The sequence below is a fragment of the Mucilaginibacter sp. SJ genome (genome assembly GCF_028993635.1).
Classification (GTDB): Bacteria; Bacteroidota; Bacteroidia; order Sphingobacteriales; family Sphingobacteriaceae; genus Mucilaginibacter.
Map to the genome: position 1 here is coordinate 5,521,762 of NZ_CP118631.1, position 19,458 is coordinate 5,541,219.

Here is a 19,458-nt window from a genome sequence, read left to right on the forward strand (position 1 = left end):
CAAACGCAGGCCCTAAAAAGCCTGCATTTGTTTTTTAAGAAGGGCTTTAATGATCTTAAAACTCCCTGAATTTTCTCCGGTATTCCATTGGCGTGCTCCCGGTAGCTAATTTAAAATACCTGTTAAAGTTTGAAAGGTTGTTAAACCCCGAATCGCGGCTGATTGAGTTTATATTTTCGTTGGTTTCCCTGATCAGTTTACAGGAGTTTTCTATTCTTACCGTCAGTAAAAAATCAAAATAGGTTTGGCCGGTACGCAATTTAAAATAATGGCAAAATGCTTTCGGCACCATGTGTATGATGTTTGCTATTTCCTTAAGTTTAATGTCTTTGTAAAAATTGTCCATAGTATACAGATAGATCTTCGTTAGCCGCACTTCATCTATCCTGTTAAAGATCTTCTTCTCCGTTTCACCGGCCAGGTTTGATACCTGTTCGCCCTCGGCAATTTTATTTAGCAGTTGCAGCAATAACGGAAGCTGTTCATACCTGGCCGAATTCTCTATTCGGTGGATAAAGTCGACCGCAACAGCTTTAGAATTTTCATTGATTAATAATCCATTTTTGGCGCTATTTAAAAGATTGTTTATCAGGTTGTTTTCGGGCAGCGTCATGAAAGTGCTTCCCAATTTATTGGGATCAAAATGAAGGGTAAGCAGCTGTAGCGGTTTGGGTATTTTACCGCTTTTCATGGAGTAATCATAATAACGGTTGGTTTCAAACTTAAACATATGAGGCACGTTACAGCCTATGATGATCATGGTATCCCCTGAAATTCTTTTTGAAGTATTTCCTATCGAAAAAGTGCCTTCACCACTTATAATATAAATAAGTTCCAGCTCGGGATGGTTGTGGAAATTATTAATGGCATGGTAAGTTTTTGCTTCGGCTATTGTAAAAGCTGAATTGTCGACTTTCAGGACCTGCTCGAAGAAATCTTTCATTTTTATACTATAGTGATATAAAAAGTTAAAAATAGGTAATATATTATGAATATAGTATTACTTGTTGTGAATATTTAAGCATTGGGCAGTTTGTTAAGCGGCTAACTTCGTTTTATAAAATTTAAGCCATGAAGGAAAAGAAGTTTACTATGAAACTTATTGAAGCTTCGATAAGTGACATTGAGTTAGTAGGAGGTAAAAATGCATCGCTTGGAGAAATGATGCAGAACATCTCTCAATTTGGAATTGATATTCCTGACGGGTTTATCATAACAAGTAAGGCCTATTACCAGTTCATTGCAGATAATCAGCTTGATAAAATGATCAGGGATATCCTTGAGGATAAAGAGCTGTCCAACTTGCAGGTGCTGTTATCCTGTGGCAGTAAAATACGAAAGCTTATACAAAACGGCCGGTTTTCTGTTGTTATGGAGAATGAGATCCTTGAAGCTTATAAGGATCTGCTGATCCAATATGCAGATAACGCGGCCGACGTTGCAGTCCGCTCATCGGCTACTGCGGAAGACCTGCCCGATGCATCATTTGCAGGCCAGCAGGATACCTATTTAAACATAAGAGGGGAAGAGAACTTATTAACAGCGATAAAAAATTGCTTCGCCTCATTATTTACTGACAGAGCTATTAGTTACCGGGAATCATTTAATTATGATCACTTTAATGTGGGCTTATCTGTTTGTGTTCAAAAAATGGTCCGCTCAGACAAAGGCGTTTCGGGGGTAGCTTTTTCGTTAGATACAGAAAGTGGCTTTAAAGATGCTGTAATCATTAACGGATCATATGGCTTAGGCGAAATGGTAGTACAGGGATCGGTTAATCCCGATGAGTTTATCGTTTATAAGCCACTGCTTGAAAGCGGTTTCAGGCCCATTCTTGAAAAAAAATTGGGCAAAAAGCACATAAAGATGATTTATGGAAACCCAGGGGAGGCAGCTGTAAAAATCATTGACACCCCGGTTGAGGATAGTTCAAGGTTTTGCCTGTCGGATGATCAGATCATCCAATTGAGTAACTGGGTAATTATTATTGAGGCCTATTACACCAAATTAAAAGGCAAATGGTGCCCCATGGATATTGAATGGGCTGTAGATGGGATCACCGGCAGATTGTTTATAGTACAGGCAAGGCCTGAAACTATTCACTCCCGCAAGCAAGTAAACCTGCTTACCGAATTTCGCATTAATGATCCCGACAGAGCAGACAGGATCCTGCTGAAAGGTATTGCTGTTGGCGATAAAATAGCGACCGGCAAAGTGCATAATCTCAGCGGTATCGGAAAGCAGAATATCCACGAAATTGATTTTTTACCCGGTGATATCATGGTAACCGACATGACCGACCCTGACTGGGAACCGGTAATGAAAAAAGCGTCGGCTATCATTACGAATAAAGGCGGCCGGACCTGCCATGCCGCCATTGTTGCCCGGGAATTAGGTGTTCCGGCTATAGTTGGCTGCGAATATGCAACTACCGTTCTAAAAACCGGCGATGAAATAACCGCTTCCTGCGCCGAAGGAGATGCCGGAATTATTTACAGCGGCATAGTGGCGTTTACTAAGCGGGAACATGATCTTAATGACCTGCCCGAGATTGAAACCCCGCTGATGATGAATATCGGATCGCCCGAAATAGCATTTAATTATGCGCATTATCCAGGAAAAGGTGTAGGCCTTGCCAGGGAGGAATTTATCATCAATAACTATATAAAAATTCACCCGTTGGCCCTGCTCGAACACAGGAGCCTGAATGATGCTTCGTTAACCGCCCATATTGAGGAAGCTATGCTGGGCTACGAGAGTGAAGAAGCTTATTTTATTGAAAAGTTATCCTACGGAATAGCCAAGATAGCCGCTGCATTTTATCCCAATAAAGTAATTGTACGTTTCTCGGATTTTAAAACCAATGAATACTATAATATGCCCGGCGGCAAGTATTTCGAACCGAATGAGGAAAATCCAATGATCGGTTGGAGGGGAGCATCCAGGTACTATTCTAAAGTATATAAAGATGCTTTTGGGATGGAATGTAAAGCTATTAAGAAGGTGCGCGAAATGATGGGTCTTGATAATGTGGTAGTGATGATCCCTTTTTGCCGCACAGTGAATGAGCTTTCATTGGTATACGAAACCATGAACGAGTATGGCCTGAAACGCGGGGAAAACGGGCTTGAAGTTTACCTGATGGCCGAAGTTCCGTCTAATGTGATCCTGGCCGAACAGTTTGCCGATCATGTAGATGGGTTTTCAATTGGCTCTAATGACCTTACCCAGCTTGTACTGGGGCTCGATCGTGATTCTTCTTTAGTGGCCGGCTTATATAACGAGCGTAATGATGCGGTAAAGTTCATGATCTCATCGTTAATAAAAACTGCAAAGAAAAGAGGCGTTAAAGTGGGGATCTGCGGGCAGGGGCCATCTGATTATCCTGATTTTGCCCAGTTCCTGGTAGAAGAGGGGATTGACAGTATCTCTGTAACGCCTGACTCATTTTTTAAAACAGTAATGGCTATCAGGAAGATAGAGGATGAAATTGAAGCAGCAAAACGGCTATGTCTATCTGCCTGACAAACGGGAAATTTATTAACTAATGCTAAAGCCGCTACTTAATTCGGGTAGCGGTACTAATCTTAAAATTTTATTTATATGAAAGCGGTAAAAACTTTAGGCCAGTTTATTATTGAAAAACAAGCAGAATTTCCTTATGCCAAAGGCGAGCTCTCCAGGTTGCTGAGAGACATTGGTATTGCGGCAAAAGTTGTTAACAGGGAAGTTAACAGGGCAGGATTAGCTGATCTCACCCTCGATAACGGTTCGGTAAACGTACAGGGAGAAAGCCAGAAAAAGCTGGATGTTTTTGCCAATGAACAGTTTATTTCGGCCTTACAGCATGGCGGCGAATGTTGTATTGTTGTATCGGAAGAAAGCGATGAATATATCGATATTGACAGCGAGATCTCCAAACATGCCAAATATATTGTAGCCATAGATCCCCTGGATGGCTCGTCTAACATTGATGTAAATGTGAGCGTGGGCACTATTTTTTCTATTTACCGCAGAACAACAACAGATGGAAGAGCTACCATTAAAGATGTTTTACAAAGAGGAACCGAGCAGGTAGCTGCGGGCTATGTAATTTATGGCTCATCAACCATGTTGGTTTACACCACCGGTAAAGGGGTAAACGGTTTTACGTTAGATCCTTCGCTGGGTGAGTTTTGCCTCTCCCATCCCAAAATGCAAATCCCTGATGATGGGGTAATTTACTCTATAAATGAAGGCTATTATTCTCATTTTCCTGATGGTGTAAAAAAATATATTAAATATTGCCAGGTTGAAGATGTGGCAACAAACAGGCCTTTTAAGGCAAGATACATTGGATCCATGGTGGCCGACCTGCACAGGAATATGATTAAAGGCGGCATTTTTATTTACCCGGCAAATGCAAGCGATCCGAAAGGGAAACTGCGTTTAATTTATGAGTGCAACCCTATGGCTTTCATTATTGAACAGGCGGGGGGGAAAGCCAGTAACGGATACCAACGCATTTTAGATCTTGATGTTACTGAGTTGCACCAGCGTACAGGCATCTTCATTGGTTCAAAAAAGATGGTGACTAAAGCAGAAGAGATGATGAGGCGCTTTTCGCCAATTACAACTAATGTTGACTATAGTTATATGGAATTGATATAATGAAGCTAAAAGCACAACGCTAAAAGCTATAAATTAATTTAAAGACAAACCGGGGGAGCGGGGGCGCTATTTAAATTACCCGGATTTTTAATTAAAAAACTGTGGGCTATTATTTTACTTGTTAAACACGTAAAGTAATAGCTCACAGTTGTATTTATAAATGGCATTGGGTGTAGAGGGACTGTCATCCTGAGCTTGTCGAAGGACGCGCGCAGAGGCCCTACCCGCCATGCTTTGACAAGCTCAGCATGACACCCATTTTTTACCAACGCAGTGTTTGTTTACAGCGTTGCTTTTAATATTAAGCCAGATCAAACCTGTCGAGGTTTATTACCTTGGTCCAGGCGGCAACAAAATCTTTCACAAATTTGTTTTGTCCATCGGCACTTCCGTATACTTCTGCAATAGCCCTTAGTTCAGCATTGGAGCCGAGTACAAGATCGGCGCGGGTTGCTGTCCATTTTATGGCGCCGGTATTGCGGTCGCTGCCTTCGTAAAGTTCCCTGTCGGCAGATGTGGCTTTCCATGCGGTGCCCATATCAAGCAGGTTTACAAAGAAATCGTTACTAAGCACACCCTCACGCGAGGTAAACACGCCATGTTTCGATCCGTCATAATTGATGTTTAATACTCGCAGGCCACCCAGCAGCACAGTTAGTTCAGGCGCTGTCAGGCTGAGTAAATGCGCCTTATCAATCAGTAACTCTTCGGTAGAAACCGGGTGTTTTGTTTTACGATAATTGCGGAACCCATCGGCTGCAGGTTCGAGGTAACCGAATGATTCTACATCGGTTTCTTCCTGTGAGGCATCGGTACGACCCGGAGTAAACGGAACGGCGATATCATGACCGCCATCCTTAGCCGCTTTCTCAATAGCAGCACTTCCTGCCAGCGCGATCAAATCGGCCAGTGAAACTTTTTTGCCATCGGTTTGAGCATTATTGAAATCTTTTTGGATCCCTTCAAGCACGTTCAACACTTTTTGTAATTGTGTAGGATTATTTACCTGCCAGTACCTTTGCGGGGCCAGGCGAATGCGGCCACCATTTATACCACCGCGTTTATCGGTCCCGCGGAAAGTAGAGGCAGCAGCCCATGTTGTTGAAACCAATTCAGATATGCTTAAGCCAGATGCCAATATTTTCGCCTTTAAAGCAGCAACGTCGCTTTCAACTATCGTTGCGTAATCGGCAGCCGGGATAGGATCTTGCCAAAGCAGTACTTCTTTAGGTACATCGGCACCCAGGTAACGGACCCTTGGCCCCATATCGCGGTGTGTTAATTTAAACCATGCGCGTGCAAAGGCATCAGCAAACTGATCAGGATTTTCCAGGAAACGCCTTGATACCTTTTCATATGCAGGATCAAACCTTAAAGAAAGATCGGTGGTGAGCATGGTTGGCAAATGCTTTTTGGAAGCATCGTAAGCATCGGGGATGATAGCTTCCGCGTTTTTAGCCACCCATTGGTGCGCGCCAGCCGGGCTTTTGGTTAATTCCCACTCAAAGCCAAACAGGTTTTCGAAAAAGTTATTGCTCCATTTGGTTGGCGTTGTGGTCCAGGTTACTTCCAGGCCGCTGGTGATGGTATCCGCTCCTTTGCCAGAGCCGTAACGATTATGCCAGCCAAAGCCCTGTGCTCCAATGTCAGAGGCTTCGGGCTCCTTACCTACATTATCTGCAGATGCGGCCCCGTGGGTTTTGCCAAAAGTGTGGCCGCCTGCTATCAATGCAACGGTTTCCTCATCGTTCATGGCCATACGACCAAATGTATCACGGATATCTTTAGCGGCCATAACCGGGTCGGGGTTGCCGTCTGGTCCTTCGGGGTTTACATAGATCAAACCCATCTGCACTGCGGCAAGTGGTTTTTCAAGATTGCGTGAGTGAATATCACCATCGGCATCATCATCTGAAACCAGTACGCCATGGCCTTCCTGCACACCGTGCGAACCATGTGCATAACGGATATCGCCGCCCAGCCAGGTAGTTTCTGCACCCCAGTATACAGATTCATCTGCTTCCCAGGCGTCTTCACGACCGCCGGCAAAGCCAAAGGTTTTAAATCCCATTGATTCAAGCGCTATATTTCCGGCAAGGATCATCAAGTCGGCCCACGAAATTTTGCGGCCATATTTTTGTTTAATGGGCCAAAGCAGCCTGCGGGCCTTATCAAGGCTTACGTTATCGGGCCAGCTGTTAAGCGGCGCAAAACGCTGTAAACCTGCACCGGCACCGCCGCGACCGTCACCTACACGATAGGTACCTGCACTGTGCCAGGCCATGCGGATAAACAAACCACCATAGTGACCAAAATCTGCCGGCCACCAATCCTGCGAGTCGGTCATGAGCGCATGTAAATCGTTTTTTACAGCCTCCAGGTCGAGGCTTTTAAAGGCTTCCGCGTAATTAAAGCTTTCTTCCATTGGGTTTGACAGCGAAGAGTGCTGACGCAGGATATTTAGCTTTAACTGGTTTGGCCACCAATTGTGGTTCCGCGTACCGCCGCCGCCAACATTGTGCTTCATTGTGCCGTTGTGAAAAGGGCATTTACTAATGTCATTTGATCCGTTTTCCATAATTATATTTATATTTTGAATCTGCTGCTTAAATCCCGCCTGGGGTATTAAGTTTTATAAAATTATGATGTTAACCTCAACAATCACAATCAATTAATTCTATGTGCAGATAGTTAAAAACTATAATATGGTTAGATGACACGGAATCGTCAAAAATGGAAGGAGAATTGCCATCTATGGAAACAAAAAAAGGGTAAGTGACTTTAATTTTACCTTGATCTAATAAGCAAAAAACACTTTTTTAATCTATTTCCGATCCTTTTGTTAACGAATTGTTTAGTTTTGCATTAACCTTAATCTTATCAGTATTGAAAAAATATCCCATCCTGTAACAATAACCTAATCAAAACCGTCTTATCGAAAATATGAAGATGTTAAAGGTTGTGCCCTGTTAATTGGTTTGAAAATATTGGGCCTAAAGGTTATGGCTTAGAAAATATACCAGGCGTTATGTGGTGCTTGTAACAATATTCCCGATAGTTCTTTAATGGGTATTTTCATTGTAAAATACAGTTTTAGTTAAAAAAAACAATGTGTTAGCCAGGGATAACACATTGTTTATTATCCCTGCCATCAATACTCCTTCATTTAAATTTTACTTTCTGATAGCTCTATAGTAGGATCCTGTATATAAAAATATTAAAAGAGGCTGTTTTCGGACAGCTTTTTTTGTTGTAAAATGCATATTATTGTATAACGTGTGCGTACACGTATGGTTGTAATCCAATTTTTTATTAATATGAAGACCTTTTTGCAGCGTGGTTTTATTTTATTTCTGCTCATTGCGGGTTTGAGTTTTTCGGGATCAGCCATCAATTTTAAACCGGCAGATTCGGTTCAAATAAAAGGTTTTCACTTAGATATGCGGATCCAGGTAATGAAGTTACCTGCCTTAAAGCGGTTTGCTTTAAACCTGGGTAAAAACGGTATTAATACTATTATAATGGAATGGGAGGGAAGTTATCCGTTTGCGAAAGAACCTCTTATTGCCAACAGGTATGCTTATTCACGAGAAGAGGTTCGCGATTTTGTGCGCTATTGTAATTCGCTTCATATCCAGGTGATTCCACTGCAGCAAAGCTTTGGACACGTGGAGTATATCCTTCGCAATTATAAATATGCCGCCCTGCGAGAAGATCAGAAAGATTTTAGCCAGGTTTGCCCAAGTGAGCCCGAATTAAATAAGAAGTTATTCACCTCCCTTTACACCGATTTGGTTTCAACGCATAACTCGCCCTACATTCACATCGGTGGCGACGAGACCTACTTACTGGGACACTGCGAAAAATGCAAAAAGCGAGCAGCCGAAATAGGCTTGTCGCGATTGTATTTTGACCATATTAAAATGTTGTGTGATATTGTGGCAGGCCTGGGGAAAAGGCCAATTGTATGGGCCGATATCGCCTTGAAATATCCGAACTATATTAGCCTGCTGCCCAAGGAAACTGTTTTTGTAGATTGGAATTATGGCTGGGACGTGAACCATTTTGGTGATCATGCCAAACTGCTAAAATCAGGATATGAGATCTGGGGATCGCCGGCGATCAGAAGTTACCCGGATAACTATTTTCTTACCGATTGGCAAAAACATTTTAATAACATCAGGGATTTTATTCCCTTGTCCCGAAAGCTGGGTTATAAAGGCATCGTCATGACCTCATGGTCAACCTCGGGTGTTTACTCCTCCCTGTTTGAATCGGAAGATGAACTGATCGACTTATATGCTATTCGCCATGTATATCCTTTAAACGGTTTCAATATCCTGGTTAATTATTATCTAAGTACCTTAAATGGCGATAGAAAGTTAACTAATGATCAGTTCATCACCAATTATTGTAGTTCCCGTTATGGCTTAAACCCGCAACAGGCCATGCAGTTTAAGAATGCTTTATTTGCCACGCCCTACAATGTGGTTCACGGAAAGGTTATATCGCCAAAGGAGATAACAGTAAACCAGTTGCTGGATAGCGCGACTAATGCCCTGAACATGCTGAAATCATTGAAACCGATAAGAGAGGAGCAGGAGTTTAGACATTATGTTTTAATGGCAGGGATCAGGGTGTATTACCTTACCTGCATGACAATTGAAACTGAAGTAAACTCACCCGGTTTTTCTGCCGATCAGGTTCCGGTATACCTAACAAAACTTGATAAACTATTGGCTGATGAACAAAAGCTGAGCGCTGCGTTCATTGCGCTTAATAAGGATTTTCTTTACAAATCGGCACTCGATGAGGAAAATCTATTGAGAAGCCAGAAGATTCATGTGCTGTATAACCGTTTGGCTAAAATAAAGTGAGGTTTGAGATCTTCAGATTGCTTGTAGTTTAAACTACCCATTATAAAACCGGTAGTTTTCTTTCGTGATGATATCAATAGGCATATAAGTTGATTTTTCAACCCCGCTTATTTTAAAGAGATGTTTATAAAGTGCCATGACGCCGAGATAGCCCTGTTCTTTAGGGCGCTGGCAAATCAGGAAGGTAATTTGGCCGGTTATAAGGTAATCGATATTTTTTTTCAAGAAATCGTAGCCCACAAGCAATATATCTGTTTGTTTATGCTTTGCTAAAATCCCGGCTATAACGTTTACCCTTGAGTTGGTTACAAAAATGGCTTTGATGGCAGGTTCAGCCGTTAATTCATGGAGCAATACTTTTTCTGCCGTGTCAAATTTGGTGTCGTTAATATGAAGGGTGATAATCCGGTTGGTGTTCCCGCTGCTCTCAAAAAAACTTTTAAACCCTCGTTCCTTTCTCAGCAGGTGATGGTTATTTTCGAGATCGGTTGATATGTTTACCGTTAAAATTTTATCCTGTTTTTGAATGGCAAGGCTGATTAGCTGGGCGGCGAGCATACCGCTTTGATAAAGCTCAGGACCGATATAGGTAAGGCCAGGCTGGCCGGGCAAATCCGAATTTATAAATACCAGCGGCAGTTCAAGCTCCAGGATCCTTTTGACAAACGCCATTGAATCTTCCACAAATGATGGAGCCATGAGTACCGCGTCAGGCTCGTTTTTCAGCAACTCATCGGCCGCTTTATGGAAGCTGCTTTTTGAGTTGAGATCGTAGAAGTAATATTGAACGGTTACACCAAATTGCCTAATCTCGTCTGCTGCTTGTTTTATGCCGTTTAAAGGGTAGCTCCAATAATCTGTTTCATCAGAAACAGCCGGGATCAGGATGGCAAAATTCAAGATCTTACGGGATGCTAAGAGGCTGGCCATTTTATTGGGCCGGAAGTTCATTTCCTCAATAATGGCATTGATCTTCTTTTTGGTATCCTCAGATACCCCCTTTCTGTTGTGAATAACCCTGTCTACAGTGCCAATGGATACATTTGCCCTCCGGGCAATTTCTTTAACACCTGTTAATTCGGTTCCTGTTTTTTTCATGAGCGTGTAAACCAAATGTACTATATTTTGATAATTGTGCCTGTTTATAATTACGGGCTACGCATTAAATGTCGGCAAAACGTTTTTTAAATTGTCGGTTACAGCGCTTAACTTTAAGGCCGGTCAATTACAAATACTGATACAAAGCCCAACAAAATTTTAATAGTTACAGCAAATCAGTATTTTCGGCAAATACCTTTATAATCCTCAAATGAAAGATACCAAAAACTACCGTCGTCATTTTTTAAAAACCACTGCTGTAGGCACACTTGCTGCTATGGGCATACCCTCAATTGTTTCATCGGCTTTAGCTGCCGAAAAACCAGCCCCAAAAATAACTTTTAACCAGGGCGATGTAGTGCTTTTTCAGGGCGACTCCATTACCGACTGGGGCCGCGATCATAACAAAACCGAACCCAATACCACAAGTGCTTTAGGCTCGGGTTACGCATTGCTTACAGCATCACAATTGTTGCTTAAGCATGCCGATAAAGGACTTAAAATTTACAATAAAGGCATCAGCGGAAATAAAGTATTTCAGCTGGCCGACCGTTGGGACACCGATTGTCTTGCCCTTAAACCAAACGTGCTGAGCATACACATCGGTGTAAACGACTTTTGGCATACGCTTACCAACGGTTATACAGGTACTATTGATACTTACATTACCGACTATAAAAAACTGCTTACCCGCACAAAACAGGCTCTGCCCGATATTAAACTGGTAATTTGCGAGCCTTTTGCCGAAAAAAATGTGAAGGCTGTTGATGATAAGTGGTACCCGGCATTTGATGCTTACCGTAAGGCAGCCAAAAATGTAGCAGCCGAGTTCGGCGCCGTGTTTGTACCCTACCAATCTGCATTTGACAAAGCCGAACAAACCGCACCGGCCACCTACTGGAACCTTGATGGTGTACACCCCAGCGTAGCCGGCGAAGCACTCATGGCCCAAACATGGCTGAAAGCAGTTGGAGCCTTATAAGAAGCTAAAAGCCGAAGGCTTAAGGCTCAAAGCTTTTAATATCCTATAGTATGTTTAAGCTGTCAGGGATTAAAGGCTTTGAGCCTTTTGCTTTGTGCCTTAAGCTCGTAAGAAGCTAAAAGCTTTCCACTTTCTGCTTTAAGCTTCAAAATGCTTTCAGCTTTGGGCCTTCGGCTTTAAGCTCAAAAAACAGTATCTTTGCGCGTAAATGATTGCTATAAATAACCTTACGTTCGAGATTGGTGCGCGGGCCCTATATGATGAAGCTAACTGGCATATTAAACCCGGTGAAAAAATTGGTTTAATTGGTGCCAACGGTACAGGTAAAACTACCCTTTTAAAAATTATTGTAGGCGACTATAAGCCTACTTCCGGAACGGTATCAATGGCTAAGGACCTTACTATGGGGTACCTTAACCAGGATCTGCTTTCATACTCATCTGACAAAAACATTGTACATGTGGCCATGGAAGCCTTTGAGCGCCAGAACCAGCTGCACGATGAGATCGAGAACCTGCTCAAAAAGCTTGAAACGGATTATAGCGAAGAATTGTTAAATAAACTTAGCGACAAGCAGCACGAGTTTGAACTGCTCGATGGTTACAACATTGAATATAAAGCCCATGAGATTTTAGCCGGTTTGGGTTTTAGTGATGAGGATTGCAAACGCAAGCTGAGTACCTTTTCGGGCGGTTGGCGGATGCGTGTAATGCTGGCCAAAATCCTGTTACAGGCACCTGATATCCTCCTGCTGGATGAGCCTACCAACCACCTCGACTTGCCATCTATCCAATGGCTGGAAGATTATTTGAAATCGTTCCCCGGCGCCATCATCATCGTATCGCACGATAGGTGGTTCCTGGATAAAGTGATCAACCGCACGGTTGAATCGCGCAAGGGTAAGCTGACTGTTTACGCAGGCAATTACTCTTTCTATCTCGAAGAAAAAGCGCTGCGCGAAGAAATTCAGCGTGGTGAGTTTAAAAACCAGCAATCAAAAATAAAACAGGAAGAGCGTTTGATCGAGCGTTTTCGTGCCAAAGCTTCTAAGGCCAAAATGGCGCAATCCCGCATCAAAATGCTGGATAGAATGGAGCGTATTGATGATGTGGATGATGATAACCCATCGGTTAACTTCTCGTTCCGTTTCAGCAAGCAATCAGGCCGTCACGTGATAACTTTAGAGGATATCACCAAAAAATACCCTGCCATTGATATCCTTGATCATACTGAGGCGGTAATTGAAAAAGGTGATAAAATTGCGCTTATCGGTGCCAACGGCAAAGGTAAATCAACCCTGTTGCGCATCATCGCATCTGCCGATAAAGATTACACCGGCACGGTAACCACTGGCCATAACGTAACCACTACATTTTTTGCCCAGCACCAGCTGGAATCTTTGCACCTCGAAAATCAGATATTGCAGGAGCTGCAATCATTTGCCCCCAAACATACTGATACCGAGTTGCGTACCATTTTAGGTTCATTCCTGTTCACCGGTGACGATGTGTTTAAGAAGATCAAAGTACTCTCGGGTGGTGAAAAATCGCGCGTGGCTTTGGCTAAGGCGCTTACTGCCGATGCCAACTTCCTGGTACTGGATGAGCCTACCAACCACCTGGATATGCAGTCGGTTAATATCCTGATCCAGGCGCTTGACCAGTACGAGGGTACTTTCATTGTGGTATCGCACGACAGGTATTTCCTTGATAACGTAGCGAACAAGATCTGGTTTATTGAAGATCAGAAGATCAAGATTTATCCGGGTACGTATGCCGAGTTTGACGAATGGTATGCCAAACGTAAACTGGAACCCAAAGCTGTTGCACCTGCACCTCAGCCTAAAAAGGAAGAGAAAAAGCCTGAGCCTGTTAAACAGCCGCAAGGCGAAAATAAGCATCAGCAGCTTAAAAAACTAAATCAGGACCTGGCAAAAATGGAGCAGCAAATTGCCGACCTTGAAAAAGAGGTAAAACAATTTGAAACCCAACTGGCCGACGAAAAAATATACAGCGATAACGCCAAACTAAAGCAAACCAACGCTGCCTACAGCGCCAAACAAACCGAGCTGAAACTAATGCAGGACAAGTGGGAAGCACTGGCCGAGCAGATTTTGGAGTTGGAATCGTAAGGTAAAAGCACCATGTTAGTTGAGTGCAAACGACATTGAGTGTAAAGAGCCTGTCACCCTGAGCTTGTCGAAGGGTCGTGCGCAGAGGCCTGCCCACCATGCTTCGACAGGCTCAGCATGCAATGTCATTAAGTTAAGAGATTGACAAGCTGCACCAGAGGTGCAAAAGGTTTGTAGAAACCATTTTGAATAGATTTTTGGTGTGCCAGCGGTACACAACTCCGGTGTTCCGTACCTCTGGCACGGTTGTTATCGGTATAATATTTTGCTACAAACCTGTCCCCCCTCTGGGGGATTTTCCTTAAGTTAATGACATTGCTCAGCATGACACCCGTTTTACCCCGTCATTGAGGAAAGAAGCAATCGCGAACGGTATAGGGCTGCTCTGTATAGCATGCGATTGCCGTGCTATAGCTCACAATGACATGGTTGTTTTGATCTGTTGTAGCGATGGTGCGCAGAGGCCGCGTTAGGGATTGCAGTGTAAAGCCCACAGCGCGTGTAGGGATTGCAGTCAGGAAAGGCGAGGACTTGCAACGGAAAGCCCGGGCCGCAGGCAACGCCCATGTTATAAAATAAAAGTCGTCATTGCGAGGTACGAAGTAATCCCCGATTAGCAGAGTAGCTATGCGAGTTTCTCTGTATAGTTCGCGATTGCTTCGTATCTCGCAATGATGTTTGTTTTACAGTACTTTAGCGTCCCATCAGGGTCTCTCGAAGAGGACCCTGATGAACACGAAAGTCGCTGTTGCGTTGTAATAGCGGCTTTTTTATATTCGTTTATCAAAATTGATATAAACCTAAATTAATAAATGACCAATCAATACCGTAGCCTTGTAATTGCTATAATAATATCCAGTTGCCTTATTATAGTTGGGGCAGGTCACGGCGCGGTACCAATGATATTGATTGAAATCATGGCCCCGATAGCAAAAGGGCTTAAGTTTTCATTACAACTATCCAATAATAATGAAGACACCATTGCAGTATCCGCGTTGTTCTTTTTTATCGGACAACTTTTGTTGTTTTTCGGTACACACAGAATGCATGTAATTACACGGCTTATTGGTGTTATATTTATGTGGACAGGTTTATTTTACCAGACACATAATATGTACAACGACGGTGGTGCTAAGTTTACATTTGCTACAGGCGCCCCATTCTTATTTTTATCAATTGCATTGTTTAGTTTTGATGTCAGGCAGAATTGGCTGCAGGATAAAACAGATATTGAAGAGGAATGAAATTGATGAGATTTTTTTTGAGTATTGCGCTCCTTATCTTATTTGCTCAACAAAGCTTTGCACAACAATCCCCTTACAACAACAGCGTTTACTCGCCGGCTATAAAAAGCGTTGAGTTTTATAATACCGCGAAGCAGGGCTCTTTCCCGGTTATTAATTTAGGGACCGATGAAAAGGTGCTGCTAACCTTCGATGACCTGCGCGGCGGCAGCCGTAATTACTATTACACCATTGAACATTGCGATGCTAACTGGAATTCATCAAACCTTTCATCTGCCGAGTACCTGCAAAGCTTTACCGACGACCGGCTGTACAATTACAGCTACTCAACCGGTACCATGCAAAAGTATACCCATTACGAAATTTCATTGCCCAACAATAACATCGCTCCCAAAATATCAGGCAATTATGTGTTGAAGGTGTATGAAGATGGCGATCAAAGCAAAATGGTGCTTACCCGCAGGATGTATGTGTTGGGCAAACGGATATCTATCGCGGCCGATATGGTTGCATCGCCCAATAATGCCACACGGCAAACCAATCAGAAGATCAACTTTACGGTTGATTGTTCGGGCCTTGTTGTGCAGAACCCGGCTTATGCCCTGCGTACTTTTATTATGCAAAACGCCCGTACAGAAACGGCAGTTCTGAACGGGCAGCCAACCTATATCCGTGGTTCGCAGTTAATTTATAATGATGTAAGCATTAATGATTTCCCCGGCCGCAATGAATTCAGGCTGTTTGATATGCGTACACTCAAGCTCAACTCGCAAAGGGTAGCCAAAATTTATAAAGATTCGACCAACGTGGTAGTGCTGCTTGGCGACCCCGTGCGCGATCAGCCTAACTACATTTTTCAGTACGATAACGACGGCAAGTTTTACATCCTGAATAATGATGGTACCATGCCAGCCACCGATGCTGACTATGCTCATGTATACTTCACGTTATCAACCAATAAAAATCCTAACGACGGAGCACCCTACGTAGTAGGCCAGTTCAATAACTACCGCCTTGATGATAGTAACAAATTGCACCCGCTTGATAACGGGAGATACACCGTAAACATGCTGCTAAAACAAGGCGTTTATGATTATGAATACGTTTGGGTGGATGCCAAAACCGGTAAAGCTGATGATATCCCTTTTGAAGGCAGTCACTTTGAAACCGAAAACGAATACCAGGTGCTTACCTATTATCGCCCTCCCGCAGCCCGTTGGGATGAACTGGTGGGTTTCAGGGAATTGGTGACGAAGAGGTAGATGCCTTACCTAAATCCTCTCCAGAGGAAAGCAACTCATGAGGGCAACAAGGTGGCAAGATGGTAACCGTTGATTTGTTTGATTACGTTGATTCGCTGATTGACTTGACCATTTGCCGCAGGCTTAGCCTAACCCAGCTCCTTCTTCATCATGTCATTATGAGGTAAAGCTATTGGACGGAAGCCATCGCTACCGCTTGCGGCAGCGGAGGGAAACAATTGTATGAAATTCATGAATACCAATTCGCTCAGTTTGTCTTAGATTAATTTTGCCTATATTAGTGGACCTCCTTATTCAGTTTTTATGAGTAATACAACACCTCAGTTACCTTCAGATTTTTTTTCGGCTAATAGTTTATTTACATTGAGTGGATCTGCATGTGCGGTCTGGATATTTTGTTTAGTGCTATCTGCTATCATTCCGGCTAATTCATTGTCAGTTTATCACTGGAGATTAATCGCTTTAATTTTCTCAGAATTATTAGCTGTTGCTATCATATTACAACAAAAGAATAATCCTTCACCTTCAATGAAGTGGTTGATAGGCCTAATTAACGGTCTGTTAATATTTATTAATGCTTCTGGCATAAACGCTGTATCGACAGGTTTAGCTTTTGAAAACAGAAATTCAGTGAAGGTTGGAAAAGCCAGTTATGTATTGACTGAGGATAAGACGACGGCTTCGTTGTTTATCTTCAAAAATGAAGTCAATTGGTGGCCAGATCTGAATATTTTACTCAAAAAGGACAGTCTTGAAAAAATAAACATTAAGCTCATTAAAAGTAATGAGCGCTTGGCAAAGGCGTTCAACAACATCAAGGAAAATTGTACTACGCCCGATCCTGATAAAAGCGCCATTTTAAAACGCGATAGTATTTTAAATGATAAGATAGATAGGATCGAAAGAGAAGATGCTTTATTAAAAGTGGAATTATCAAGTCTTCGAAATAAGCACGATTCGAATGCAAAAGTAATATCGACCGCAAACAAAACAACGAACACCGACGCAGAGAATCGCAGCAACGAACTATTTGTTCTAAAAAAGAACCTGGAAGATTGCCAACACGAGAAGTCTGATTTAGAGAAGAAGTTGAACAAAATAAAAAACTTAAATCAACTTTTGCGGGAAGCAGATAAATACGGACTTTGATTAATTATTGCTCTCGATACTGCAAGGCGTCCTCGCTTGTGGGCTTCGTGCTAAGTATACAAGCGGCTCATCAGGTGGTTGACCGAAACGCGGGCCACAAGCGAGGACGCCTTACGGTAGCGGGGGGGGCATATTGCAAGCTGTAAAGCAGGGCGTACAATTTCTCCTCAGCCCTCCTCACAAACCCAGCCTCTTCGTCGTATTACAACCTTTTTTATTTGAAAAGCCATAGGTTGAAATGTTTGCGGGGGATTTCCGTCCGCCACCCGTCCATAAACATACCAACACAACTATCCGGACGGACGGACGGAAAGCCATAGCACGCAGGTCGCGTTAGGGATTGCAGTGTAAAGCCCGCAGCGTATGCAGGCCTTGCGGGGATGGCAAAGCGAGGACTTGCAACGGAAAGCCCGGCCGCAGGCAACGCCATTGTTATGATTTGGGATTTGGGATTTCGGATGTTCGATTTCGGATTTTTAATTTACAATCTGTGTTGTAGTATTATGTGATTAAGTTGTAAACTTAACCTATGCACCTCACGGGTTACGCTATCGCTAAACCCGCGGTAGATTGGAAAATTAAAATATCCTTTCGTTTAAAACCTCAACATTGAAAATTTTCCAGTCGCCGTTAATCATTTTCCACTTATAAATACCTTTCCTTTCAACTGTCCATTTTTTTGTGAAGAAAATGAATACACGGATTGAAACCTCACTATGCTGCGTTAACCGCTCTGTAATTTCCCCTTCCTGAAAACTAATTTCAGTTCTTTGATAATTGCTTGAAAAGCTTTTTACCCTGGTAAAATAGTGTTTAACGTCGGCTTCCAATTGTTTCTTTCCGATGGTTTTACCGTTGATTTGTTTGTATAGAAGATCATCGGCAAACGTGCCCATGTATTTATCAAAGTTTTTATCTTGTTGGGCTTTATTAGCTATTGCATGAGCATTGTCGATAGCTTTTAAAAGTGTTTCATCTACCATTGGTAAGCTTATATAGCATTAATAAAAAAAGCCCGGGCAGTTTTACCAGGGCTTGTAAATCGAATTTATATTTCGAAAATCAGCAATTATAATTTGCCAATTTCCTGAACAAGGTCAATCAGTTTGTTTGAATAACCCCACTCGTTATCGTACCATGAAACAACTTTTACGAAGTTATCATTCAGGCCGATACCGGCTTTAGCGTCGAAAATTGAAGTACGTACATCGCCTTTAAAGTCTTCAGATACAACTTCATCTTCAGTGTAACCAAGGATACCTTTCAGTTCGCCTTCAGAAGCTTCTTTCATAGCAGCTTTGATGGTTTCGTATGAAGCACCGTTTTTCAAACGTACAGTTAAGTCAACTACAGAAACGTCGGCAACCGGTACGCGGAAACTCATACCTGTTAATTTACCTTTTAACTGAGGTAAAACTAAACCTACTGCTTTAGCTGCACCTGTTGATGAAGGGATGATGTTTTGGTAAGCACCACGACCACCTCTCCAATCTTTTGCAGATGGACCGTCAACTGTTTTTTGAGTTGCAGTAACAGCGTGTACAGTGGTCATTAAACCTTCTTCGATACCAAATTTATCGTTTAATACTTTAGCGATAGGAGCTAAACAGTTGGTAGTACAAGAAGCGTTTGAAACGATGTTTTGATCGGCTTTCAATTCTTTGTGGTTAACACCCATTACAAATGTAGGGGTATCATCTTTTGCAGGGGCGCTCATTACTACTTTTTTAGCACCGGCGTCGATGTGTTTTTGAGCAGTTTCCTGGGTTAAGAACAAACCGGTTGATTCGATAACTACCTCAGCACCTACTTCATTCCATTTAAGGTTAGCAGGGTCTTTTTCGGCAGTAACGCGGATGGTTTTACCGTTAACAACCAAATGACCACCTTCAACAGCGATAGTGCCTTTGAACTGACCATGGGTTGAATCGTATTTTAACATGTAAGCCATGTAATCTGGCTCAACAAGGTCATTAATACCAACAACTTCAATGTCTGGTCTTTCAATTGCAGCCCTGAATGCCAGGCGGCCAATACGGCCGAAACCGTTAATTCCTATTTTCAT

The 19,458-nt window shown here is 42.7% G+C and carries 13 protein-coding genes; 8 read left to right on the top strand and 5 right to left on the bottom strand.

The window, feature by feature from the left end:
* Window positions 1-55: 55 nt before the first annotated feature.
* On the bottom strand, window positions 56-943 hold the full coding sequence (locus MusilaSJ_RS23040) for an AraC family transcriptional regulator (protein ID WP_274987119.1): 888 nt from the start codon (window positions 941-943) through the stop codon (window positions 56-58).
* A 128-nt stretch (window positions 944-1,071) separates the two neighbouring features.
* On the opposite strand from MusilaSJ_RS23040, the gene ppsA reads away from it, so the two are divergent.
* Window positions 1,072-3,525 carry a phosphoenolpyruvate synthase gene (ppsA, locus tag MusilaSJ_RS23045; RefSeq protein ID WP_274987120.1) on the top strand — a complete coding sequence of 818 codons (2,454 nt, stop codon included), beginning with the start codon at window positions 1,072-1,074 and terminating at the stop codon, window positions 3,523-3,525.
* Between the two features lie 78 nt (window positions 3,526-3,603).
* On the top strand, window positions 3,604-4,650 hold the full coding sequence (fbp, locus tag MusilaSJ_RS23050) for a class 1 fructose-bisphosphatase (RefSeq protein ID WP_274987121.1): 1,047 nt from the start codon (window positions 3,604-3,606) through the stop codon (window positions 4,648-4,650).
* A gap of 301 nt (window positions 4,651-4,951) precedes the next feature.
* Here fbp and katG read toward each other — a convergent pair whose 3' ends face one another.
* Window positions 4,952-7,228: a catalase/peroxidase HPI gene (katG, locus tag MusilaSJ_RS23055; RefSeq protein ID WP_274987122.1), complete on the bottom strand. Its 2,277-nt coding sequence runs from the start codon at window positions 7,226-7,228 to the stop codon at window positions 4,952-4,954.
* A gap of 739 nt (window positions 7,229-7,967) precedes the next feature.
* Here katG and MusilaSJ_RS23060 point away from each other — a divergent pair.
* Entirely contained in the window at window positions 7,968-9,527 is a 1,560-nt protein-coding gene (locus MusilaSJ_RS23060; RefSeq protein WP_274987123.1) for a beta-N-acetylhexosaminidase, read from the top strand.
* 33 nt (window positions 9,528-9,560) lie between these two features.
* On the opposite strand, the gene MusilaSJ_RS23065 is transcribed toward MusilaSJ_RS23060, so the two are convergent.
* Window positions 9,561-10,625 (bottom strand): LacI family DNA-binding transcriptional regulator, encoded by a 1,065-nt coding sequence (locus MusilaSJ_RS23065; protein ID WP_274987124.1) that lies wholly within the window; start codon window positions 10,623-10,625, stop codon window positions 9,561-9,563.
* Between the two features lie 211 nt (window positions 10,626-10,836).
* On the opposite strand from MusilaSJ_RS23065, the gene MusilaSJ_RS23070 reads away from it, so the two are divergent.
* From MusilaSJ_RS23070 to MusilaSJ_RS23090, 5 genes are all read left to right on the top strand, one after another.
* Window positions 10,837-11,607, top strand: coding sequence for an SGNH/GDSL hydrolase family protein (locus tag MusilaSJ_RS23070; protein WP_274987125.1), 771 nt, complete (start codon window positions 10,837-10,839; stop codon window positions 11,605-11,607).
* Between the two features lie 208 nt (window positions 11,608-11,815).
* Window positions 11,816-13,738, top strand: coding sequence for a ribosomal protection-like ABC-F family protein (abc-f, locus tag MusilaSJ_RS23075; RefSeq protein ID WP_274987126.1), 1,923 nt, complete (start codon window positions 11,816-11,818; stop codon window positions 13,736-13,738).
* An 812-nt stretch (window positions 13,739-14,550) separates the two neighbouring features.
* On the top strand, window positions 14,551-14,982 hold the full coding sequence (locus MusilaSJ_RS23080) for a hypothetical protein (RefSeq protein WP_274987127.1): 432 nt from the start codon (window positions 14,551-14,553) through the stop codon (window positions 14,980-14,982).
* Window positions 14,983-14,987: 5 nt separating this feature from the next.
* Window positions 14,988-16,244 carry a type IX secretion system plug protein gene (locus tag MusilaSJ_RS23085; RefSeq protein WP_274987128.1) on the top strand — a complete coding sequence of 419 codons (1,257 nt, stop codon included), beginning with the start codon at window positions 14,988-14,990 and terminating at the stop codon, window positions 16,242-16,244.
* A gap of 303 nt (window positions 16,245-16,547) precedes the next feature.
* On the top strand, window positions 16,548-17,393 hold the full coding sequence (locus tag MusilaSJ_RS23090) for a hypothetical protein (RefSeq protein WP_274987129.1): 846 nt from the start codon (window positions 16,548-16,550) through the stop codon (window positions 17,391-17,393).
* 578 nt (window positions 17,394-17,971) lie between these two features.
* Here MusilaSJ_RS23090 and MusilaSJ_RS23095 read toward each other — a convergent pair.
* Both MusilaSJ_RS23095 and gap read right to left on the bottom strand, forming a co-directional pair.
* A complete protein-coding gene (locus MusilaSJ_RS23095; RefSeq protein WP_274987130.1) occupies window positions 17,972-18,376 on the bottom strand; it encodes a DUF4440 domain-containing protein in 405 nt (134 codons plus the stop codon).
* 86 nt (window positions 18,377-18,462) lie between these two features.
* On the bottom strand, window positions 18,463-19,458 hold the full coding sequence (gap, locus tag MusilaSJ_RS23100) for a type I glyceraldehyde-3-phosphate dehydrogenase (RefSeq protein ID WP_274987131.1): 996 nt from the start codon (window positions 19,456-19,458) through the stop codon (window positions 18,463-18,465).